The sequence below is a fragment of the Pseudomonas siliginis genome, from assembly GCF_019145195.1.
Taxonomy (GTDB): Bacteria; Pseudomonadota; Gammaproteobacteria; order Pseudomonadales; family Pseudomonadaceae; genus Aquipseudomonas; species Aquipseudomonas siliginis.
The window spans coordinates 298,085-318,391 of record NZ_JAHSTW010000007.1 but is presented as its reverse complement, the minus strand read 5'-3'; the positions used below and the strand labels follow the sequence as shown (position 1 = coordinate 318,391).

Here is a 20,307-nt window from a genome sequence, read left to right as displayed (position 1 = left end):
TTATTGCCCCAACTTGCGCGGTTGCCAGGTCTTGATCACCAGCGTTACGTCAAGGTCGGTGCCGTGCAGCTTGATGCGCTCGGGCAGCCAGTAACCATTTTGTTCGGTGTAGGCGGTGTATTCGACTTTCCAGCCGTCCTGCTCAAGGCTGGCCAGACGGCTGTCGGCATCGAGATTCAGGCGACTCTTGCTTTCCGGGGCTGGCAGGCCGCGAACCCACCAGGCCAGATTCGACACCGGCAATTTCCAGCCCAGTTGTTCTTCGAGCAAGGCTTCGGGCGATTGCGATTCGTAGCGGCCCTGGTTGGCGACTTCCAGTGATACTTTGCCCGGACGCCCGGTCAGGCGTGCCGCGCCGCGACCCAGCGGGCCGGACAGGCGAATGTCGTAGTAGTCCTGACGCTGCAGCCAGAACAGTGTGCCGCTGCCGGAATCCTTCGGCGCGCGGATGCCGATCTTGCCGTCGATCTGCCAGCCGTCGAGGCCGGTCAGTTGCTGTTTGTTTGCCGCCCACTGGGCCGGGCTGCCGTGGCCCTCGACCGATTCGCGAGTGCCGAAACCCGAGCAGCCGGCGAGCAGGGCGATGAAGCTGAAAACAATAACGTGGCGCAAAAGCATGGTTTAAAGATTCTCGGATCCGGTCAGGCGCTTGATGGTGCTGCGCAGAATGGTGCTGTCGGGCTGATCCTTGAGGAACTTGCCCCACACTTGTTTGGCTTCGCGTTGATTGCCCTTGGCCCAGAGGACTTCGCCAAGGTGCGCGGCGACTTCGTGGTCGGGGAAACGCTCGAGCGCCTGGCGCAGGTATTTCTCCGCATCGTCCAGATTGCCCAGGCGATAGTTCACCCAGCCGAGGCTGTCGAGTACCGCCGGGTCTTCCGGATTGATCTGGTGCGCCTGCTCGATCAGCGTTTTCGCTTCAGCGTAGCGGGTGGTGCGATCGGACAAGGTGTAGCCCAGCGCATTCAGCGCCATGGCGTTGTCCGGGTCGCGCTTGATGATCAGGCGCAGGTCTTTCTCCATTTGCGCCAGATCATTGCGTTTCTCCGCGAGCATGGCGCGGGTGTAAAGCAGATTGAGATCGTCCGGGTATTTCTGCAGCGCTTGTTGCAGAACCTTCCAGGCCTTGTCGTCCTGTTTGTTGGCCGACAGGGTTTCCGATTCGATCAGATACAGCTGGATCGCGTAATCGGGCTGCTCGTCACGCTCGGCCGCCAGTTTGCTCTGCGCTTCGGCGGTTTTGCCGTTGCTCATCAGGATATCGGCCTGACGCAGCTGTGCCGGCAGATAGTCATTGCCCGGGCCGACCTGGGCATACTCGATGAGCGCGCCTTGTGGATCGTTGCGCTCTTCGGCAATCCGACCGAGATTGAGGTGAGCCGAATCGACGTGGCTTTCGCGTGCGATCAGGTCTTCCAGATAACCCTTGGCCTCTTCCCACGCCTTGGCTTCCAAGCACACCAGCGCCAGCGAATAACGCAGTTCATCGTCTTCCGGGTATTGCTGAACGAGGGTGGAGAATTCGGCCTTGGCGTCGTCCATGCGGTCCTGTTCAACCAGCATGCGCGCGTAGGTCAGGCGCAGGCGTTTGTCTTCCGGGTATTTCCTGATGCTTTTCTGCAATAGCGGCAGCGCTTCGTCGCCACGGTTGAGCAATTGAAGCAGGCGCGCACGCAGCAGGATCGGTGCGATCTCGCCATCTTCCGGCGGATTGTCTTCAAGCAGGGTCAGCGCGCCTTGATTGTCGCCGTCTTGCTGGAGCAGCAGAGCCTTGCCGAAAATCAGCTGATTGTTGTTCGGGTGGCGCTCAAGCAAACGGTCGAAGCTTTTCATCAGACCGTTGCGGGTTTCCTGATCGGTGTCGGCGGCCGACAACGCAAGGAAATCGAAATGGGTGTCGCCCTTGCCCTGCAGGACTTTCTCCATGTAGACCATGGAGTCGTCGTAGCGCCCGGCGCGGGCCAGCTGCACGGCGGCGGCGCGTTGCGCTTCGAGATCGTCGGGGGCGTTGCGCGCCCAGATCAGCGCGGTGTCGAGGGCCGGTTGATCGGCGCCCAGATATTCGGCGATGCGGAAAGCCCGCTCGGAGACGCCCGGATCCTGGGTGTTGATGGCCTGGGTCACGTAGTTGTCCAGGGCAATGTCGAAACGATTGCGCTGGCCGGCGAGTTCGGCGCTCAGCAGGCTGAACACGGTTTCCTCGCTGAATGAGCCGTAAACCTTGGGCTTTTCAGGTGCGGGCGTGGTGTCTTCGACCGGCGGGGTGCCGTCCGGCGCAACGGGCGCCATGGCCTGGCAGCCGCTGAGGAAGACAAAAGCGAGGAGCAACGCGGAAGATCTATTCATATAGGAAGAGGACGACTAACCTGCGGTCGGATCATCATGACACAAGCCTTCGGCCAAACATAACCGAGACTCAATTGTGGCCATTATAGGGGCTGACGATTGGGACAATAGTCAGCGGTAGTTGTTCTGAATCTTTCGAAGTAGGACAATTGCCGGCTTCACGTCACCACCAGCGACCTTGAATGGCCTTCCTTGCACTCGGTATTAACCACAAGACTGCTTCAGTAGACGTCCGCGAGCGCGTGGCCTTTACCCCTGAGCAGCTGGTGGAGGCCTTGCAGCAGCTCTGCCGACTGACCGACAGCCGCGAAGCTGCGATCCTCTCCACCTGCAATCGCAGTGAGCTTTATATAGAACAGGATCAGCTCTCGGCCGATGTCGTGCTGCGCTGGCTGGCCGATTATCACCATCTGAGCCTGGACGAGCTGCGCGCCAGTGCCTATGTGCATGAAGACGATGCGGCTGTTCGTCACATGATGCGCGTCGCCTCCGGGCTTGACTCGCTGGTGCTGGGCGAACCGCAGATTCTCGGCCAGATGAAATCGGCCTACGCCGTGGCCCGCGAGGCCGGCACCATCGGTCCGCTGCTGGGGCGGCTGTTTCAGGCGACGTTCAATGCCGCCAAGCAAGTGCGTACCGATACCGCGATCGGCGAGAACCCGGTGTCGGTGGCGTTTGCCGCAGTGAGCCTGGCGAAACAGATTTTCAGCGATCTGCAACGCAGCCAGGCGCTGCTGATCGGTGCCGGCGAGACGATTACGCTGGTCGCGCGCCATTTGCATGAGCTGGGGGTCAAGCGCATCGTCGTTGCCAACCGCACGCTGGAGCGCGCCAGTCAGTTGGCCGAGCAGTTCGGCGCTCACGCCGTGCTGCTCTCGGACATTCCGGCGGAGCTGGTGCGCAGCGATATCGTCATCAGTTCGACCGCCAGCCAGTTGCCAATCCTCGGCAAGGGTGCGGTGGAAAGTGCACTGAAGCTGCGCAAGCACAAGCCGATTTTCATGGTCGACATTGCGGTACCGCGCGATATCGAGCCGGAAGTCGGCGAGCTCGACGACGTTTACCTGTACAGCGTCGACGATCTTCACGAAGTGGTCGCCGAGAACCTCAAGAGCCGTCAGGGCGCTGCGCAAGCGGCGGAGGAAATGGTCTCGGTCGGCGCTGACGATTTCATGGTGCGCCTGCGCGAACTGGCGGCGGTCGACGTGCTCAAGGCCTATCGTCAACAGAGCGAACGCCTGCGGGACGAGGAATTGCAGAAGGCCCTGCGTCTGCTGGCCAACGGTGGCAACGCCGAAGACGTGCTCGGGCAACTGGCCCGTGGCCTGACCAACAAACTCTTGCATGCGCCCAGCGTGCAGTTGAAAAAGCTGTCTGCCGAAGGCCGCCTCGATGCGCTGGCCATGGCCCAGGAACTCTTTGCCCTTGAGGGCTCACCGGATAGTTTTTCGGATAAAAAACCGCAATGAAAGCGTCACTGCTCAACAAGCTGGACATTCTCCAGGACCGTTTCGAGGAACTGACCGCGCTGCTCGGCGACGGTGAAGTCATTGCCGATCAGGCCAAATTCCGCGCCTATTCCAAGGAGTACGCCGAACTCGAGCCGGTAGTGGCCTCCTATAAAAAGCTGCTCGGCGTACAAAGCGATCTTGAAGGCGCGCAGGCGCTGCTCAAGGACAACGACCCGGACATGCGCGAAATGGCCGTGGAAGAAGTTCGCGAAGCCAAGGAGTTGCTGGTCACGCTGGAGTCCGATCTGCAGCGCATGCTGCTGCCTAAAGATCCGAATGACGGGCGTAACGTGTTCCTCGAAATCCGCGCCGGCACCGGTGGCGACGAGGCGGCGATCTTCTCCGGCGACCTGTTTCGCATGTACTCGCGTTATGCCGAGCGGCGTGGCTGGCGCGTAGAGATCCTCTCGGAAAACGAAGGCGAACACGGTGGCTATAAAGAAGTCATCGCGCGCATCGAAGGCGACAACGTTTACGGCAAGCTGAAATTCGAGTCCGGCGCACACCGCGTCCAGCGTGTCCCCGCCACCGAATCCCAAGGCCGGATCCACACGTCGGCCTGCACCGTGGCGGTGTTGCCGGAGCCGGATGAGCGCGAAGCCATCGAGATCAACCCGGCGGATCTGCGCGTCGACACTTACCGTTCCTCCGGCGCCGGTGGTCAGCACGTCAACACCACCGATTCGGCGATCCGCATCACCCACATCCCGACCGGCACCGTCGTCGAATGCCAGGAAGAGCGCTCCCAGCACAAGAACCGCGCGCGGGCGATGGCGTGGCTGTCGGCCAAGCTCAACGATCAGCAAAACGCAGCGGCAGCCAACGCGATTGCCAGTGAGCGCAAGTTGCTGGTCGGCTCCGGCGATCGTTCCGAGCGTATCCGCACCTACAACTACGCCCAGGGCCGGGTCACCGACCATCGCGTCAACCTGACCCTGTATTCCCTGGATGAAATTCTCGCCGGTGGCGTCGAAGCCGTGATCGAGCCCTTGCTGGCCGAGTATCAGGCTGACCAACTCGCAGCGATAGGTGAATAAATGACCATCATCGCCAGCCTCTTGCGCGCTGCCGAGTTGCCGGACTCGCCGACTGCGCGTCTGGACGCTGAATTGCTGCTCGCCGCCGCACTGGGCAAGTCGCGCAGCTTCCTGCACACCTGGCCCGAGCGCATCGTGCCGAGCGAGGCTGCGCTGACCTATGCCGAGTATTTGCAACGGCGGCGTAGCGGTGAGCCAGTGGCTTACATTCTCGGCCAGCAGGGCTTCTGGAAACTCGATCTGGAAGTCGCGCCGCACACGCTGATTCCGCGTCCCGACACCGAATTGCTGGTGGAGGCAGCCCTTGAGCTGCTGCCGGCAACCCCGGCCAAGGTCCTCGACTTGGGCACCGGCAGTGGCGCGATTGCTTTGGCTTTGGCCAGCGAACGCCCGGCGTGGAAAGTCACCGCCGTGGATCGTGTGCTTGAAGCCGTGGCCCTGGCCGAACGCAATCGCCAGCGTCTGCACCTGAACAACGCTACGGTGCTGAGCAGCCATTGGTTCAGCGCCCTTGAAGGCCAGCGCTTTCAACTGATTATCAGCAACCCGCCGTACATTGCCGCCACCGATCCGCATCTGGTCGAGGGCGATGTGCGCTTCGAACCGGCCAGTGCGCTGATCGCCGGTGAAGATGGCCTCGACGATCTGCGCCTGATTGTTGCGCAGGCGCCGGATCATCTTGAAACCGGCGGCTGGCTGATGCTCGAGCACGGCTATGATCAGGCCGAAGCGGTGCGTGATCTGCTGCTTACCCGTGGCTTTGAAGAAGTCCACAGCCGCACCGATCTGGGCGGCCATCAACGCATCAGTCTGGGGCGCCTGCCGTGCTGAATGATCAGGAATTGCTGCGCTACAGCCGGCAGATTCTGCTGCAACACATCGACATCGACGGGCAACTGAAGCTCAAAGACAGCCGCGTGCTGATCGTTGGCCTCGGCGGCCTCGGCGCGCCAGTGGCGCTGTATCTGGCAGCAGCGGGCGTCGGCGAATTGCATCTGGCGGATTTCGACACGGTCGATCTGACCAACCTGCAACGGCAGATCATTCACGACACCGACAGTGTCGGCATGTCCAAGGTCGACTCGGCGCTCAAGCGCCTGGGCGCGATCAATCCCGAGATTCAACTGGTCGCCCATCGTCAGGCGCTGGACGCCGATTCCCTCGCCGCAGCGGTGGCGGCGGTGGATCTGGTGCTCGATTGCTCGGACAACTTCTCTACCCGTGAGGCGGTCAACGCCGCCTGTGTTGCCGCGCGCAAGCCATTAGTCAGCGGCGCGGCGATTCGTCTGGAAGGGCAGTTGTCGGTGTTCGATCCACGACGTGCCGACAGCCCTTGCTACCACTGCCTTTACGGACATGGCAGCGAAGCCGAACTGACGTGCAGCGAGGCCGGCGTGGTCGGGCCACTGGTCGGTCTGGTTGGCAGTTTGCAGGCGCTGGAAGCGTTGAAGGTGCTGGTCGGCTTTGGCGAACCGTTGGTGGGGCGGTTGTTGCTGATCGATGCCCTGGGTTCGCGATTCCGTGAGCTGCGGGTCAAGCGCGATCCGGGCTGCAGCGTCTGTGGCGCCCGCCATGCGTGAAGCGCCGATCGGCGTGTTCGATTCCGGGGTCGGCGGCTTGTCGGTCCTCGGCGAAATCCAGCGCTTGCTGCCCAATGAATCGCTGCTTTACGTCGCCGATTGCGGGAACATTCCTTACGGCGAGAAAACCCCGGAATTCATCCGCCAGCGTTGCAGCGTGATGGCCGGGTTCTTTCGCGAGCAGGGTGCCAAGGCTCTGGTGCTGGCGTGCAATACCGCGACTGTGGCCGGCGTTGCCGACTTGCGTCGCGACTTTCCCGACTGGCCGATTGTCGGCATGGAACCGGCGGTCAAACCGGCCGCAGCGGCCACACGAAGCGGCGTGGTTGGCGTCCTGGCGACGACCGGCACGTTGCAGAGCGCGAAGTTTGCCGCGTTGCTCGATCGCTTCGCGGCTGACATAAAAGTCATCACCCAGCCGTGTCCGGGACTGGTCGAACTGATCGAAACGGGTGATCTGCACAGCGCTGAATTACGCACTTTATTGCAAAGTTACGTCGCTCCATTGCTGGCGCAAAACTGCGATACGATCATTCTTGGCTGCACCCATTATCCCTTCCTCAAGCCGTTACTCAGGTCGATGATCGCCGACGATGTCAGCCTGATCGATACCGGAGCTGCCGTGGCCCGGCAGTTGCAGCGCTTGCTCGCCGAGCGTGATCTGCTGGCGCAACGTCCGAGCCAGCCGGTGAAGTTCTGGACCAGCGGCGATCCGCAATCCCTCAGAAAAATCCTACCGTTGCTGGGCCAAACTGCGTCGAATGTGCAAAACTTCGACTTGTAAAAAAAATGTGAAATAACTAAAAAAACGCTGAACTTCTGACCAAGCGCGGATTTCTATAGCGACAGCAGCAACTAAAAACCAAACGATCGTTCCGGAAAAGGAAGTTTCAAAGTGAAGCGACTATTCTGCTTGGCCGCGATTGCGGCCGCACTGATGGGGCAAAGCATTACTGCACAAGCCGCTGGCGTTGAATTCGCCGTCGGCGGTACCAGCGATTCGACAATGACGTATCGCTTAGGGATGAATTTCGACTGGGACAAGAGCTGGCTGCAGAGCGACGTGGGTCGTCTGACCGGCTACTGGAGCGGTGCCTACACGTACTGGGAAGGTGACAAGACTTCCAGCAACAACAGCCTGTCGTTCTCACCGGTATTCGTTTACGAGTTTGCCGGCCAGTCGGTCAAGCCATACGTGGAAGCGGGTATCGGCGTGGCGTTGTTCTCCAACACCGAATACGAAAGCAACAACCTGGGCGGCTCCTTCCAGTTTGAAGACCGCATCGGTGTCGGCCTGCGTTTCAACGGCGGCCACGAAGTCGGCATCCGCGCCACGCACTATTCCAACGCCGGCCTGTCCAGCGACAACGATGGTGTAGAAAGCTACGCGCTGCATTACACAATGCCGCTATAACACGCCGCTACGCGGAACCAACGTGGGAGCGAGCCTGCTTGCGAAAGCTGAGTGTCAGTCAATTCAAATGGTGGCTGACACATCGCCTTCGCGAGCAGGCTCGCTCCCACAGTTGTTTCTGCGCCGTCAAACAAATCAGCGGTAGGCTGTCGCAATACCCCGGCGCTCTTCGATGCACTCCGGCGCGCCCATTTCAAACTCGCGGCAAATCAGCGGGCGTCGTTCATAGATCGTGCACATCATGCTGTCGCGATCCAGCGCCGCGCACCAGCCGTCGTCCAGACGCAGCATCACTTCACCGCCCCATTCATCGGTATCGATAAAGCGATCAGGCACGCCGGTGTCGGTGATCAGCATCACTTCGAGCTGGCAGCAGCACGCCGCACAGGTCGAGCAGGTGACCGCCGGTTCGGCAATTTGGGTGTGGGGGATGGTTTTCATCGTGGCAGTGTAAGGCAGTGATCGCTGTGGGTGTGAAAGCGCTGACGGACGCTCACGGCGCCAGACGCCGCGCCATCAAGTGCAACAATGGAAACAGCACGGCCCAGAGCAGCCCGATCAAGATCAGCGTGGGGATATCGCCATAGGGAAATTGCACGCCGGCCAGCCGTCCGCCAGCGTAGTACGACAATGCGCCGCCCACCGCGCCAAGTGCGCTGGCCAGCCACCATGGCCGCGCGCTCCAGGCCAGGCAGTGGCGCAACGTGGTGGCGAGCAGCGCCCACAGCAGCATCAGCCACAGCGGAATCAGCGGTGAAGCGTCTGCAAAGCGGAACACGTCGAGGTAACGCAAGACGCTGTCCACCGCCGTGCCGACAATCACCACGCACAGAATCAAACGACCTTCTGCCGCCCAACTGCTGATCCAGCGCAGATGAATCACCAGAGCCGCCACCGCCAGCAACAGCCATAAACTGTTGCCGCCAAGTACGCAGGCCAGCCAGCCGAGCTGAAACAGCACGGCATTGGCGATTCGCTCACGCATCGAAGCGCCCGAGCAGCGGCGCGGTCATCGCCGCCGGTTTGGCCAGCAGCAGTTGCGCGGTGCCGATGGTGCGTTCGAGGAACCCGCCCTCGCAATAGCACAGGTAAAACTCCCACAAACGCAGGAAATAATCGTCATAGCCCAATTCGTTCAGACGACCATGGGCGAGGCGAAAGTTCTCGTGCCACAGGCGCAGTGTCTTGGCGTAATGCAGGCCGAAATCTTCCATGTGCAGCAGGTTCATGTCGGTTTCGCGGCCGACCACATCGAGCATCTTGTGTACCGAGGGCAGGGCGCCGCCGGGGAAGATGTAGCGCTGGATGAAGTCGACGCTGCGCTTGGCCTGTTCGTAGCGTTGCTCGCGAATGGTGATCGCCTGGAGCAGCATCAGGCCGTTGCTCTTGAGCAACTGCGCGCATTGCTTGAAGTAGGTGGGCAGGAACCGATGGCCGACCGCTTCGATCATCTCGATCGACACCAGTTTGTCGTACTCGCCACTCAGGTCGCGGTAATCCTTGAGCAGCAAGGTGACGCGGTCCTGCAAGCCCAATTGTTCGATGCGTTTGGCAGTGAACGCGAACTGCTCTTTCGACAGCGTCGTGGTGGTCACGCGGCAACCGTAATGCTGCGCCGCGTACAACGCCATGCTGCCCCAGCCGGTGCCGATTTCCAGCAGGTGGTCGCTGGGCTTGAGCGCGAGTTTCTGGCAGATGCGCTCGAGTTTGTTCAGTTGCGCCTGTTCCAGGGTGTCGCTCGGCGAAAGGAACTGGGCGGCGGAATACATCATGGTCGGGTCGAGAAACTGTTCGAACAGTTCATTGCCGAGGTCGTAGTGCGCGGCGATGTTTTTCTGCGAACCCTTGCGCGTGTTGCGGTTGAGCCAGTGCAGGCCTTGCACGAAGGGCCGGCCCAGACGCGCCAGGCCACCCTCCATGGCATCGAGTACATCGAGATTGCTGACGAATACGCGCACCACAGCAGTCAGGTCCGGCGAACTCCAATAGCCGTGGATGAATGCTTCGCCGGCGCCGATCGAGCCGCTGCTGGCGACCATGCCCCACAGGGCCGGATCGAGCACATGGACTTCACCAAGCAGAGCACTGCCCGGGGTGCCGAAAAGCATTTGTTCGCCATCCTCGACGACCATCAATTGTCCGTGTTTGAGCTGGGCCAATTGGCGCAACACGCCACGGCGCAGCAGCGAGCCGGTCAAACCGTTGGTGCTGAAGCGACCGAGCGGCAGGCTAGAGGATTTCATGGTGCGGCTCCTTCGGAGGCACAGTGGCGGTTTTAAAGCTGCCGTCGGCAGCCTGGTGAGGGAAGATCGGCGCGCGCTTGAGCAGCAGTCGCAGTGCTTGCCAATAAATCGCCAGAGCGGTTTTTGCGGTCATCCATGGGAAGCGCCGCAGATAGCGATGCAGGCTGCGACGATCGAGCGGTTCGCGGCGCAGATTCAGTGTGGCGTCGAACAGTTTCTCGCTGCCCTGCCAATCGGCCATGTGCACACCCAGGCTTTGCGCGGCCGGGCTGAAGCTCATGCGGTATTCGAGGTCACGGGGCAGAAACGGCGAGACGTGAAACGCCTTGGCTACAGCAAAATGTTGGTGGAAATCCACCAGACTGGTCGGCGTCTGCGCCGGCAACACGTAATGAAAACGCTCGCGCCACGGCGTGTTGGTCACTTCACAAACGATCGCCGCCAGTTGCCCGTCGGCTTCATGGCAATAGAAGAAACTCACTGGATTGAACGACAGCCCCCAACTGCGCGGCTGAGTCAGCAGGCACACCGCGCCTTGCGGCTCATGACCGATGGCTGCACCGACCTGCTGGCGCACCGCGTCAATCAGGCGCATGCCCTTGCCGGTGAAGGCTTTCAGGTAATCGGTTTCGCGAAACGAGAACGGCGCAAAGCGGCTGCGCCCCGCCAGTGGCGACAAGGCCAGCACGGCGTCTTGTTCGCTCAGGTCGAGATAGAGCAGGCCAATGCGGTAGCGGAATTCGTGGCGGCGCGGCGCAAAACGTCGGTGGCCAATCACGCCGCTATACAGTGCGCTGTTCACAGGGTTTCACCGAACGCAGCGGCCACGCGCAAACCGCTGACCACGCCGTCTTCATGAAAGCCGTTGGCCCAGTAGGCGCCGCAATAATGTGTGTGCTGCTCGCCATCGAGTTCGCCCCATCGGTTTTGCGCGGCTGCGGCGGCCAAGGTGTATTGCGGGTGAGCGTAGGTGTAGCGGGCCAGTACCTTGTCCGGGCTGATGCCGGCGGTCTGGTTGAGGCTGACGCAGAACGTAGTGTCGCTTTCGATGCCCTGCAGGATGTTCATGTTGTAGGTGACCGCCGCGCGCGTATGGCCGGCGCCGCCAAGGCGATAATTCCAGCTGGCCCAGGCCAGTTTGCGCGTCGGCAGCAGGCGCGTGTCGGTGTGCAGCACGACATCGTTGTCTGCGTAGAGCAGGGCGCCGAGAATCGAGCGCTCGGCGTCGCTCGGGTTGGCCAGCAGGTTCAGCGCCTGATCGCTGTGACAGGCGAACACCACTTTGTCGAAATGTTCGAGGCCGGCCGGGCTGTGGATAACTACGCCGTGCTGGTTGCGCTCGACGCGGCTGACCGGGCAGTTCAGGCGAATCCTGTCGCTGAACGAAGCGGTCAGCGGCGCGATATACGCACTGGAACCGCCTTCGATGACCTGCCACTGCGGCCGATCACTGACCGACAACAGGCCATGATTCTTGAAAAAACGCAGGAAGAATTGCAGCGGGAAATTGAGCATTTCCGCCATTGGCATCGACCAGATCGCCGCGCCCATCGGCACGATGTAGTGCAGGATGAAGCGCTCGCCGTAGCCGCCGGCCTTGAGGTAATCATCGAGCGTGGTATCGGCGGCGATGCGCAGTTCGATCAGGTCGCGCTGGGCTTCTTTGTTGAAGCGCAGAATGTCGCGCAGCATGCCCCAGAACCCCGGCGACAACAGATTGCTGCGCTGGGCGAACAGGCTGTTGAGGTTGTTGCCGTTGTACTCCACGCCAGTGTCCGGGTCGGTTACGGAAAAGCTCATTTCGGTCGGCTTGAACGCCACGCCGAGCTGGTTGAGCAAGCGAATGAAGTTCGGGTAGGTCCAGTCGTTGAACACGATGAAACCGGTATCGATGGCGAACGATTGCCCGGCCACGCTGACCGGTACGGTGTGGGTATGGCCGCCGACCCAGTCACTCGCTTCGAACACGGTGATGTCGTGGCGGCGGTTCAGCAGGTAGGCGCAGGTGAGCCCGGCGATACCGCTGCCAATTACGGCGATTTTCATATCGGGTCCCGCTGCGGTGGGTTCTTGCGCACCATGCGTTTGCCGATCGCCAATTGCGCGCGGGCGGGCAGTTTCGACAGCGGCCACAGCGCGGCCATGAACAGTCCCGGAAAGGCAATTTCCAGCGGACGGTCCTTGAGTTTGGCGAAGATGTGCCGCGCCGCTTTATCCGCAGGCCAGCTCAGCGGCATCGGGAAATCGTTCCTTTCGGTCAGCGGCGTTTCGACAAAACCCGGGCTGATGATGGTGACTTCAATGCCTTCATCCGCCAGATCGATGCGCAGCGACTCGAACAGGTAACGCAGCCCGGCCTTCGATGCGCCGTAGGCTTCGGCCCGTGGCAGCGGCAGGTAAGTTACCGAGCTGGCCATGCCGACCAGGTGCGGCGCGGTGCCTTTGCGCAACAGCGGCAGGGCGGCTTCGATGCAATAGCTGCTGGCGAGCAGATTGGTGCGCACTACGTGCTCGATGATCGACGAGTCGAACTGGCGCGCGTCGACATATTCACAGGTGCCGGCGTTGAGAATCACGCTGTCCAGCGAACCCCAGGCCTCGGTGATCTGCTCACCGATTTCGCGCACGGTCTGACTGTTGGTCAGATCGCCGGGCACCACCAGCACCTGGCCCGGGTAGCGCTGGGACAAAACCTTGAGCGGCGCGGCCGAGCGCGAGCTGACCGCCAGGTGTGCGCCGCTTTTCAGAATGTCCTCACACAAGGCTGCACCGATGCCACTGCTGGCGCCGGTCAACCAATACCGCCGTGGAGGTGTACGACTCATCCCATTCTCCTTTTCAGCCAGGCAATCACCCGGCCCAATATTGGCAAGTGTTCATACAGCAGCGCCCCGGCATCGAAATAATCCCGATGGCGATAAACCTTGTCGCGCCAGAGCAGGTGCGAACAGCCACCTACTCTGATTTCCCGCCCGTTGGCCAGACGCGGATGGCGATAACTCATGACCCAGCGCAGGTAACCCTCACCTTCGCGGATCTGGTCGAAACCATGAAAATCGAAACGCAGATCGCTGACGTTGGCGTACAGCTCGCTGAAGTAATCCTGCAGTTGCGCCAGGCCCTGAACTTCGTGCAGCGGATCGGTGAAATGAATGTCGTCGCTGTACAGCTCGCCGAGGCGATACAGGTTGTCTCTGTTCAACCCGCAAAACTCGCGGGCGAAGCTGCGCAGGAATTCACTCATCGCTGCCGCCCACAGGCTGGCGCGACGGCAGGTTCTTGAACGCCGTCAGCGCACGCTCGCGTGAAGTGCTGAGATTGACGATCGGCGCCGGATAACCGGCCACGCCGAACAGCCCTCCGGCTGCCGCCGGATTGTGCACTTCCTTCTTGTTGAGCCCGGCCAGTTCCGGCAACCAGTGCTTGATGAACACGCCTTCGGCATCGAATTTTTCCGACTGGCTCAGCGGGTTGAAAATACGGAAGTAGGGCGCCGAGTCGGTGCCGGTCGATGAGCTCCACTGCCAGCCACCGTTGTTGGCCGCCAGGTCGCCGTCGATCAGGTGGCGCATGAAAAAGCGTTCGCCCTCGCGCCAGTCGATCAGCAGGTTTTTGGTCAGGAACATCGCCACGACCATGCGCAGGCGATTGTGCATCCAGCCGGTTTCGAGCAATTGGCGCATCGCCGCGTCGATGATCGGCAGCCCGGTGCGTGCCTCCTGCCAGGCCTTGAGTTCTTCCGGCGCATCGCGCCAGGCCAGCGCCTCGGTTTCCGGGCGGAAGGCGCGATGCCGGGAGACGCGTGGATAGCCGACCAGAATGTGTTTATAGAACTCGCGCCACAGCAGCTCGTTGATCCAGGTCACCGCGCCGACCTTGCCGCTTTCGAACTCGCCCTGATTGCTTTGCAGTGCAGCGTGCAGGCACTGGCGTGGCGAGATCACCCCGGCGGCGAGGTACGCCGACAATTGGCTGGTGCCGGGTTTGGCCGGGAAGTCGCGTTCGCTGCGGTAGTAGTCGATCTGCGCGTCGGTGAAGGTGTCGAGGCGGCGCCGCGCTTCTTGCTCGCCGGCCGGCCACAAGGCGCGCAGGGATTCGCTTGGCGTGGCGAAGCCTTTGACCGCCTCGGGAATTGCGTCACTTTCGATATCCAGCGCGGCCTGTTTGCCCGGTGCTTTGATCAATGCCGGCATCGAGCGGTGCAGGCGTTCGTAGCAGACCTTGCGGAACTGACTGAACACCTGGAAATAGGTGCCGGTCTTGGTCAGGATCGTGCCGGGTTTGAACAGCAATTGATCCAGATAGCTGTGGAATTCGATGCCCTCGGCTCGCAACGTTTCGGCCACGGCTTCATCGCGGCGGCTTTCGTGAACGCCGTATTCCTCGTTGACGTGCACCGCCTCGATCTTCAATTGCCGGCACAGCTTGAGCAGTTCTGCCGGTGCCTGATCCCAGTGCGGTGCGCTGCGAATCAACAACGGGATGTTCAGCGCGCCGAGGCTCTGGCTCAGTTCGCGCAAATTGCGCAGCCAGAAATCCACTTTGCACGGCGCATCGTCGTGCTCCAGCCATTGCTGCGGACTCAACAGATACACCGCCACGGTCGGGCCGCGCGCTGCGGCGGCCGCGAGGGCAGTGTTGTCATGTTGGCGCAAGTCGCTGCGCAGCCAGATCAGTTGCATGTGATTAAACCCATCATCAAATCAATCCGCGCTCGAGCAGCGCCTGGTGTGCGGCAAGCGGATCTTCAGCCAGGAACAGACCGGCAGTCTGGGCGCTGCGTGCGGACAACTCGTCGTGGTGGATGTGCACCGCGGGGCCGGCAATCACGGTCGGGCAATTGACGTTCGCCAACAGCTTTGGCAACTGCGCCAGTTGCATGGCTTTGCTCGAATACAGCAGCACGCCACGGGCTTGCAGATGCTCGACGGTCAGCGCCAGTTCACCGGCGGGCAGTGGCCAGTCGAACACTTGCACCGGGCAATCGGCACTGCTGATCAGCCATGCGCACAGCCACAGATGCGGCTCCAGCGGCAGGTCGGAATGATTGATCAACAACAGCGGCGCCGAATGCAGCTGGCGGTTGTTATGGTAGATGCGTGCACCGAATTTGCTGCGCAACCAGGAAAAGAAAAACGTCCGTTCCATCTGTGTGCCGAACTGGCCCTGCCAGCGCTGTTCGAGCTCGGCCAGCAGCGGCATCAGCAATTGCTCACACAACGTCCGTGGCGGATACAAGGCGATGGCCTGATTGACGCTGTCATCCAGCGCCCGCTCATTGAGCGCGGTGACCGCCGACAGCAACGTCTGATGCAGACGCTGCCAATCGTTTTCCACGGTTTCCGTGAAGGCCTGCGGCGCGTCGAGCAGAGGCTTGACCTGACTGACCGCAACGCCACGGTTGAGCCAGGTAAGGATGGCCATGATTCGCTGCACATGTTCAGCGCTATACAGCCGATGGCCCTTGGGCGTGCGCTGTGGCACCACCAGCCCGTAGCGACGTTCCCACGCGCGCAGGGTGATGGCGTTGACGCCGGTCTGCCGCGCGACTTCGCGAATCGGCAACCAGCCCTCGTCGAGGGCTTTCTTGAAGTCGGCGCCGAGGTCTTCCCGGGCGCTGCTGTCGGTTTTATCGTTCATTAGATCGCGTTTCGCAGACTGAGGTTTTCCGGATGCGGCTGCAGGTAAACCTGCTGCGCGATGTACGGGTCCGGATGGAGTCGAAAATGGTGTTTGAGCAGCGTCAACGGCACCACCAGCGGCACGATGCCCTGGCGGTACTGGCCGATGATCTGCTGCATTTCCTGTTTGTCTTCGGCGCTCAGCGATTGTTTCAAATAACCGCTGAGGTGCAGCAGCACGTTGCAGTGGGTGCCGCGAGTGGCGCATTTCTTCAGCGCGGCCATCAGCTCGCTGAAATAGCGCGGGCCGAGTTCGGCGGGATCGCTGTCGGCCATGTTGCCGAGCATCTTGCCGAGGTTTTTGTATTGCAGCGGGTTGTGCGCCATCAGCAGGTACTTGTAGCGCGAATGGAACTCGGTAAGGGCGCGGCGGCTCAGGCCCTCGGCGAGCACTTGCTGCCAGGCGCTGTAGGCCAGGACGCGGGTGATGAAGTTTTCCCGCAGCACCGGATCGTTGAGGCGCCCGGCTTCTTCCACCGGCAGATCCGGATGCTGTGCACAGAATGCCTGCGCATAGATCCCGCGTCCGCCACCGTTCACTGGCGCGCCGTTGTCGTGATAGACCTTGACCCGTTCCAGCCCGCAGGAGGGCGACTGCTGCATGAAGATGTAGCCGGACAGGTCCTGCAACTCGGCGGCCATTTTCTCGCCGTACTCGGCCAGCGGCCTGGTGACGTTGATGGTGCGGTCGACGGTGCCGACGGCCTCGGGTTGTTCAGGGTCGCCGACCAGCCGGATCGGCTCACGGGGAATGCCCATGCCGATGGCGACTTCCGGGCACAGCGGGACGAAGTCGAAATATTCGGTGAGGGTACGGCTGCACAGCCGCGATTCCTTGTGCCCACCGTTGTAGCGCACTTCTTCGCCCAACAGGCAGGCGCTGATGGCGATCTTCGGCTTGGACAGGGAAGCAGTAGACATGGGCACCTCGTATCTATACCTGTACAGAGAGTTATCGCTGTACAACTTTTCCTCAGCATAGATCGATGGATGTACAAGTCAAATGATTTGTATAAGATTTTTGTACGGAGCTGAATCTGTGGGAGCGAGCCGGCTCGCGAAAGCGGTGGGTCAGTAAAGGAATTCGCATCTGATACAGCGCTATCGCGAGCAGGCTCGCTCCCACAAGGGAAATCTATTTCCAGCCGAGTAACCAGTGCTCGCTGTCTTTCAGCACCTGCCAATCCAGTCGCTCGCTACGCTGGGTCAGCACCGCCTGCAATTCAACTTCCAGCACCGTGCCTTCCTCGTCGCGGATCAGTTCGGTGACCAGAAAATGTTTTTCGCGATTTTGCGGGTGGGCTGCTGTCCACTTCGACAGCAGCAATTTACGCGGATTGATGCGATTCATTGCAGGTGTTCGTGCAAGCGACGTGCAGCCTCCTGACCGCTCAGCCAAGCGCCTTCAACGCGGCCCGACAGGCACCAGTCGCCACAGGCGTACAAGCCCAGATCAACATCGGCAAGTGTGGTCCATTCATGGCCAGTGGCGGGGCGGGCGTAGAGCCAGCGGTGAGCGAGGCTGAAGGTCGGCGCAGGCATGGCGCTGTGCAGCAGTTCGGCGAACGCACCGTGCAGATGTTCGATTACTGCTTCCTTGGAGAGGTCGATGTGTTGCCGGCTCCAGGCGCTGGTTGCATGCAGCACCCACGTGTCGAGAGTGCTGTCGCGCCCGGGTTTGCTGCGGTTGCGCGCCAGCCAGTCGAGCGGGCTGTCCTGTACGAAGCAGCCTTCGATTGGCGTATCCAGCGGGGCTTCGAAGGCGAGAGCGACGGCCCAGGTCGGCTCCATCTTCACCCCGGCAGCGACGCCGGCAAGTTTCGGCGCGGCGGCGAGCAACGCGGTGGCTTGCGGTGCCGGTGTGGCGATCACCACATGGCTGAAGGGGCCGTGGGTGCAGCCATCGGCGTCCTGCAGATGCCAGTGTTCTTCACCGCGATAGACCTCGGTGATGCGGCAGGCAAACTGCACGTCCAGGCCATCTAGCAGGCCACGGGTGATGGCGCTCATGCGCGGCGTGCCGACCCAGCGGGTCTGCTCGTCCGGCGACATGTTCAGTTGGCCGCCCTGGAAGGTGTACAGCTGCGGCGCCCACTCGGCGGCCCAGCCCCGGCTCTGCCAGCGCTGCACTTCGGTGACGAAGCGCCGGTCACGCGCGGTGAAATATTGAGCGCCCAAGTCCAGCGAGCCGGCGTCGCTGCGCTTGCTCGACATGCGCCCGCCGCTGCCGCGGCTTTTATCGAACAGTTGAACGGTATGCCCGGTCTCTGTCAGAGCCTGGGCGGCGGAGAGCCCGGCGATGCCGGTGCCGATGATTGCGATAGGTACAGTCATAGGGGCCTCGTTTACCTTTCTGTACAGACTACGCCGTCGATCAAACCTGTACAATTCTGTTTTTTGGTATAACTTCTAGCGTTCTCGTTCTGACAGCTTGGCCTATTGTTAAACCATAGAGCCTGCCCGATCGAAAAGATCCCTGCCTATAAAAATAGACTAGTGATCCGGGTTAAACGCCACGCGAGGAAGATGTCATGCACATATTGCTGACCGGCGGTACTGGTTTGATCGGACGTCAGCTCTGCCGGCACTGGCTGGAGCAGGGCCATCGGCTGACGGTGTGGAGTCGCCGCGCGGAAAAAGTCGCGCAGATCTGCGGCGCGCAAGTGCGCGGGATTGCCCGTCTGGAGGACCTCGGCGAAGAGCCGCTGGATGCGATCGTCAATCTTGCTGGTGCACCGATTGCCGATCGCCCCTGGACCCATCGTCGCAAGGCGTTGCTGTGGAGCAGCCGCATCACGCTGACGGAAACGCTGCTGGCGTGGCTGGAAACTCGTGTGCAGAAACCGTCGCTGCTGATTTCCGGCTCGGCGATCGGCTGGTACGGCGACGGTGGCGAACGCGAGTTGACTGAAGAATCACCGCCCGGCATCGACGACTTCGCCAGTCAGTTGTGCATCGCCTGGGAAGAAACCGCGCTGCGTGCCGAGAACCTCGGCATCCGCGTGGTGCTGGTGCGAACCGGTCTGGTGCTGTCGGCTGAGGGCGGCTTTTTGTCGCGGCTGTTGCTGCCGTTCAAGCTCGGGCTGGGCGGGCCTTTGGGCAATGGTCGACAGTGGATGCCGTGGATTCACATCGACGATCAAATCGCCCTGATTGATTTTCTTCTGCACCGGAATCAGGCCAGCGGTCCTTATAATGCCTGCGCGCCGAAACCTGTGCGCAACCGCGAATTTGCCAAGACCCTGGGCAGTGTGTTGCACCGCCCGGCGTTCATGCCGATGCCGACCCTGGCGCTAAAGGTCATGCTCGGCGAGCTGTCACTGTTATTGCTCGGCGGCCAGCGTGCGACGCCGGCACGCCTGGTGGAAGCGGGGTTCAGCTTCCGCTTTACGGATTTACGCGCGGCTCTGGATGACCTCTCCAGCCGCCTCTGAAATAGGACGTTGCATGACCGATCACGCTTTGCTTCTGGTCAACCTGGGCTCTCCGGCCTCCACCTCGGTGGCCGATGTGCGCAGCTACCTCAATCAATTTCTGATGGACCCCTACGTGATCGACCTGCCATGGCCGCTGCGGCGGCTGCTGGTATCGCTGATCCTGATCAAGCGTCCCGAGCAATCGGCACACGCCTATGCCTCGATCTGGTGGGAGGAGGGTTCGCCGCTGGTGGTGCTCAGCCGCCGCTTGCAGGAGCAGATGACCCGGACTTGGAAACACGGCCCGGTGGATCTGGCAATGCGCTATGGCGAGCCGTCGATCGAGACCTGTCTGCTGCGTCTGGTCAAAGCGGGACATAAGAAGATCACGCTGGCGCCGCTGTACCCGCAGTTCGCCGACAGCACCACGACCACCGTGATTGAAGAAGCCCGGCGCGTGCTGCGCGAGAAGAAGCTCGATGTGCAGTTGTCGATCCTGCAGCCGTTCTATGATCAGCCGGAATACATCGAAGCACTGGCCGCCAGCGCGCGTCCGCATCTGCAGCAGGATTACGATCATCTGCTGCTGAGCTTTCACGGCTTGCCGGAGCGGCATCTGAGCAAACTCGACCCGACGGGCAATCACTGCCTCAAGGGCGCCGATTGCTGCCAGACTGCCTCGCCGGCGGTATTGGCGACCTGTTATCGCGCGCAGTGTTTCCGTACCGCCGCCGCCTTCGCCAAAAGTATGGGCCTGGCGGACGGCAAATGGTCGGTGTCGTTTCAGTCGCGCCTGGGCCGGGCGAAATGGATCGAGCCGTACACCGAAGCGCGGCTGGATGAACTGGCCAAAAGCGGAGTGAAAAAGATTCTGGTGATGTGCCCGGCGTTCGTCGCCGATTGCATCGAGACGCTGGAAGAGATCGGCGATCGCGGCAAGGAACAGTTCCGCGAAGCGGGGGGCGAAGAGTTGGTGCTGGTGCCGTGCCTGAACGACGACCCGCAATGGGCCAAGGCGTTGGCCACGCTCTGCGAACGAGCGCCGCTGGCCCTTTAAAAGCTTCGCGAGCAGGCTCGCT

At 61.3% G+C, this 20,307-nt stretch carries 22 protein-coding genes; 8 read left to right on the top strand and 14 right to left on the bottom strand.

The features are described from left to right. Together lolB and KVG87_RS16155 are read right to left on the bottom strand one after the other, a co-directional pair. A complete protein-coding gene (gene lolB / locus KVG87_RS16160; RefSeq protein ID WP_016773207.1) occupies positions 1-618 on the bottom strand; it encodes a lipoprotein insertase outer membrane protein LolB in 618 nt (205 codons plus the stop codon). Positions 619-621: 3 nt separating this feature from the next. Further along, a complete protein-coding gene (locus KVG87_RS16155; protein WP_207809679.1) occupies positions 622-2,346 on the bottom strand; it encodes a tetratricopeptide repeat protein in 1,725 nt (574 codons plus the stop codon). Positions 2,347-2,528: 182 nt separating this feature from the next. Between KVG87_RS16155 and hemA the strand changes: the two genes are divergently transcribed. The 6 genes from hemA to KVG87_RS16125 all read left to right on the top strand — a co-directional run bounded on the left by hemA (position 2,529) and on the right by KVG87_RS16125 (position 7,888). Continuing rightward, positions 2,529-3,815, top strand: a complete 1,287-nt coding sequence (gene hemA / locus KVG87_RS16150) for a glutamyl-tRNA reductase (protein WP_016773209.1) — start codon at positions 2,529-2,531, stop codon at positions 3,813-3,815. Beyond that, positions 3,812-4,894, top strand: coding sequence for a peptide chain release factor 1 (prfA, locus tag KVG87_RS16145; RefSeq protein ID WP_217851512.1), 1,083 nt, complete (start codon positions 3,812-3,814; stop codon positions 4,892-4,894). The genes hemA and prfA overlap by 4 nt, the downstream gene beginning before the upstream one ends. Then, complete coding sequence (prmC, locus tag KVG87_RS16140) at positions 4,895-5,725, top strand: peptide chain release factor N(5)-glutamine methyltransferase (protein ID WP_217851510.1); 831 nt, start codon at positions 4,895-4,897, stop codon at positions 5,723-5,725. It abuts the gene before it with no gap. Next, a complete protein-coding gene (locus KVG87_RS16135; RefSeq protein WP_217851508.1) occupies positions 5,719-6,474 on the top strand; it encodes a molybdopterin-synthase adenylyltransferase MoeB in 756 nt (251 codons plus the stop codon). Before prmC ends, KVG87_RS16135 begins: the two co-directional genes overlap by 7 nt. After that, the gene (murI, locus tag KVG87_RS16130; RefSeq protein ID WP_217851506.1) at positions 6,467-7,258 is read left to right on the top strand and encodes a glutamate racemase; all 792 of its coding nucleotides are present in this window, start codon (positions 6,467-6,469) and stop codon (positions 7,256-7,258) included. The genes KVG87_RS16135 and murI overlap by 8 nt, the downstream gene beginning before the upstream one ends. Positions 7,259-7,369: 111 nt before the next feature. Beyond that, the gene (locus KVG87_RS16125) at positions 7,370-7,888 is read left to right on the top strand and encodes an acyloxyacyl hydrolase (RefSeq protein ID WP_076564104.1); all 519 of its coding nucleotides are present in this window, start codon (positions 7,370-7,372) and stop codon (positions 7,886-7,888) included. Between the two features lie 135 nt (positions 7,889-8,023). On the opposite strand, the gene KVG87_RS16120 is transcribed toward KVG87_RS16125, so the two are convergent. From KVG87_RS16120 to KVG87_RS16065, 12 genes are all read right to left on the bottom strand, one after another. After that, on the bottom strand, positions 8,024-8,329 hold the full coding sequence (locus KVG87_RS16120; protein ID WP_024014290.1) for a YkgJ family cysteine cluster protein: 306 nt from the start codon (positions 8,327-8,329) through the stop codon (positions 8,024-8,026). A 52-nt stretch (positions 8,330-8,381) separates the two neighbouring features. Further along, a complete protein-coding gene (locus tag KVG87_RS16115) occupies positions 8,382-8,873 on the bottom strand; it encodes a DUF2878 domain-containing protein (RefSeq protein ID WP_206421574.1) in 492 nt (163 codons plus the stop codon). After that, positions 8,866-10,131: an SAM-dependent methyltransferase gene (locus KVG87_RS16110; RefSeq protein WP_150638780.1), complete on the bottom strand. Its 1,266-nt coding sequence runs from the start codon at positions 10,129-10,131 to the stop codon at positions 8,866-8,868. Before KVG87_RS16110 ends, KVG87_RS16115 begins: the two co-directional genes overlap by 8 nt. Beyond that, the gene (locus KVG87_RS16105; RefSeq protein ID WP_056790285.1) at positions 10,118-10,933 is read right to left on the bottom strand and encodes a DUF1365 domain-containing protein; all 816 of its coding nucleotides are present in this window, start codon (positions 10,931-10,933) and stop codon (positions 10,118-10,120) included. The genes KVG87_RS16110 and KVG87_RS16105 overlap by 14 nt, the downstream gene beginning before the upstream one ends. Beyond that, the gene (locus KVG87_RS16100) at positions 10,930-12,177 is read right to left on the bottom strand and encodes an NAD(P)/FAD-dependent oxidoreductase (RefSeq protein ID WP_217851504.1); all 1,248 of its coding nucleotides are present in this window, start codon (positions 12,175-12,177) and stop codon (positions 10,930-10,932) included. The genes KVG87_RS16105 and KVG87_RS16100 overlap by 4 nt, the downstream gene beginning before the upstream one ends. Continuing rightward, positions 12,174-12,956 (bottom strand): SDR family NAD(P)-dependent oxidoreductase, encoded by a 783-nt coding sequence (locus KVG87_RS16095; RefSeq protein ID WP_041479996.1) that lies wholly within the window; start codon positions 12,954-12,956, stop codon positions 12,174-12,176. The genes KVG87_RS16100 and KVG87_RS16095 overlap by 4 nt, the downstream gene beginning before the upstream one ends. Next, positions 12,953-13,375: a nuclear transport factor 2 family protein gene (locus KVG87_RS16090; protein ID WP_217851502.1), complete on the bottom strand. Its 423-nt coding sequence runs from the start codon at positions 13,373-13,375 to the stop codon at positions 12,953-12,955. The genes KVG87_RS16095 and KVG87_RS16090 overlap by 4 nt, the downstream gene beginning before the upstream one ends. Next, positions 13,368-14,813: a deoxyribodipyrimidine photo-lyase gene (gene phrB / locus KVG87_RS16085; RefSeq protein ID WP_217851501.1), complete on the bottom strand. Its 1,446-nt coding sequence runs from the start codon at positions 14,811-14,813 to the stop codon at positions 13,368-13,370. Before phrB ends, KVG87_RS16090 begins: the two co-directional genes overlap by 8 nt. A 16-nt stretch (positions 14,814-14,829) precedes the next feature. Further along, on the bottom strand, positions 14,830-15,771 hold the full coding sequence (locus tag KVG87_RS16080) for a MerR family transcriptional regulator (RefSeq protein ID WP_217851500.1): 942 nt from the start codon (positions 15,769-15,771) through the stop codon (positions 14,830-14,832). Continuing rightward, the gene (locus tag KVG87_RS16075) at positions 15,771-16,733 is read right to left on the bottom strand and encodes a YbgA family protein (protein ID WP_041479992.1); all 963 of its coding nucleotides are present in this window, start codon (positions 16,731-16,733) and stop codon (positions 15,771-15,773) included. The genes KVG87_RS16080 and KVG87_RS16075 overlap by 1 nt, the downstream gene beginning before the upstream one ends. Positions 16,734-16,947: 214 nt before the next feature. After that, entirely contained in the window at positions 16,948-17,163 is a 216-nt protein-coding gene (locus KVG87_RS16070; protein ID WP_076564097.1) for a TIGR02450 family Trp-rich protein, read from the bottom strand. Beyond that, complete coding sequence (locus tag KVG87_RS16065; RefSeq protein WP_217851499.1) at positions 17,160-18,146, bottom strand: NAD(P)/FAD-dependent oxidoreductase; 987 nt, start codon at positions 18,144-18,146, stop codon at positions 17,160-17,162. The genes KVG87_RS16070 and KVG87_RS16065 overlap by 4 nt, the downstream gene beginning before the upstream one ends. A 197-nt stretch (positions 18,147-18,343) precedes the next feature. Here KVG87_RS16065 and KVG87_RS16060 point away from each other — a divergent pair, with 197 nt between their 5' ends. Together KVG87_RS16060 and hemH are read left to right on the top strand one after the other, a co-directional pair. Beyond that, positions 18,344-19,246 (top strand): TIGR01777 family oxidoreductase, encoded by a 903-nt coding sequence (locus KVG87_RS16060; protein ID WP_217851498.1) that lies wholly within the window; start codon positions 18,344-18,346, stop codon positions 19,244-19,246. Between the two features lie 13 nt (positions 19,247-19,259). Next, on the top strand, positions 19,260-20,285 hold the full coding sequence (gene hemH, locus KVG87_RS16055) for a ferrochelatase (RefSeq protein WP_122507857.1): 1,026 nt from the start codon (positions 19,260-19,262) through the stop codon (positions 20,283-20,285). Positions 20,286-20,307: the final 22 nt, after the last annotated feature.

Excerpts from the sequence above, each read along its gene's own strand:
- lolB (WP_016773207.1), bottom strand. The coding sequence starts at position 618 with ATGCTTTTGCGCCACGTTATTGTTTTCAGCTTCATCGCCCTGCTCGCC.
- KVG87_RS16155 (WP_207809679.1), bottom strand. The coding sequence starts at position 2,346 with ATGAATAGATCTTCCGCGTTGCTCCTCGCTTTTGTCTTCCTCAGCGGC.
- hemA (WP_016773209.1), top strand. The coding sequence starts at position 2,529 with ATGGCCTTCCTTGCACTCGGTATTAACCACAAGACTGCTTCAGTAGAC.
- prfA (WP_217851512.1), top strand. The coding sequence starts at position 3,812 with ATGAAAGCGTCACTGCTCAACAAGCTGGACATTCTCCAGGACCGTTTC.
- prmC (WP_217851510.1), top strand. The coding sequence starts at position 4,895 with ATGACCATCATCGCCAGCCTCTTGCGCGCTGCCGAGTTGCCGGACTCG.
- murI (WP_217851506.1), top strand. The coding sequence starts at position 6,467 with ATGCGTGAAGCGCCGATCGGCGTGTTCGATTCCGGGGTCGGCGGCTTG.
- KVG87_RS16120 (WP_024014290.1), bottom strand. The coding sequence starts at position 8,329 with ATGAAAACCATCCCCCACACCCAAATTGCCGAACCGGCGGTCACCTGC.
- KVG87_RS16115 (WP_206421574.1), bottom strand. The coding sequence starts at position 8,873 with ATGCGTGAGCGAATCGCCAATGCCGTGCTGTTTCAGCTCGGCTGGCTG.
- KVG87_RS16110 (WP_150638780.1), bottom strand. The coding sequence starts at position 10,131 with ATGAAATCCTCTAGCCTGCCGCTCGGTCGCTTCAGCACCAACGGTTTG.
- KVG87_RS16100 (WP_217851504.1), bottom strand. The coding sequence starts at position 12,177 with ATGAAAATCGCCGTAATTGGCAGCGGTATCGCCGGGCTCACCTGCGCC.
- KVG87_RS16095 (WP_041479996.1), bottom strand. The coding sequence starts at position 12,956 with ATGAGTCGTACACCTCCACGGCGGTATTGGTTGACCGGCGCCAGCAGT.
- KVG87_RS16090 (WP_217851502.1), bottom strand. The coding sequence starts at position 13,375 with ATGAGTGAATTCCTGCGCAGCTTCGCCCGCGAGTTTTGCGGGTTGAAC.
- phrB (WP_217851501.1), bottom strand. The coding sequence starts at position 14,813 with ATGCAACTGATCTGGCTGCGCAGCGACTTGCGCCAACATGACAACACT.
- KVG87_RS16080 (WP_217851500.1), bottom strand. The coding sequence starts at position 15,771 with ATGAACGATAAAACCGACAGCAGCGCCCGGGAAGACCTCGGCGCCGAC.
- KVG87_RS16075 (WP_041479992.1), bottom strand. The coding sequence starts at position 16,733 with ATGTCTACTGCTTCCCTGTCCAAGCCGAAGATCGCCATCAGCGCCTGC.
- KVG87_RS16070 (WP_076564097.1), bottom strand. The coding sequence starts at position 17,163 with ATGAATCGCATCAATCCGCGTAAATTGCTGCTGTCGAAGTGGACAGCA.
- KVG87_RS16065 (WP_217851499.1), bottom strand. The coding sequence starts at position 18,146 with ATGACTGTACCTATCGCAATCATCGGCACCGGCATCGCCGGGCTCTCC.
- KVG87_RS16060 (WP_217851498.1), top strand. The coding sequence starts at position 18,344 with ATGCACATATTGCTGACCGGCGGTACTGGTTTGATCGGACGTCAGCTC.
- hemH (WP_122507857.1), top strand. The coding sequence starts at position 19,260 with ATGACCGATCACGCTTTGCTTCTGGTCAACCTGGGCTCTCCGGCCTCC.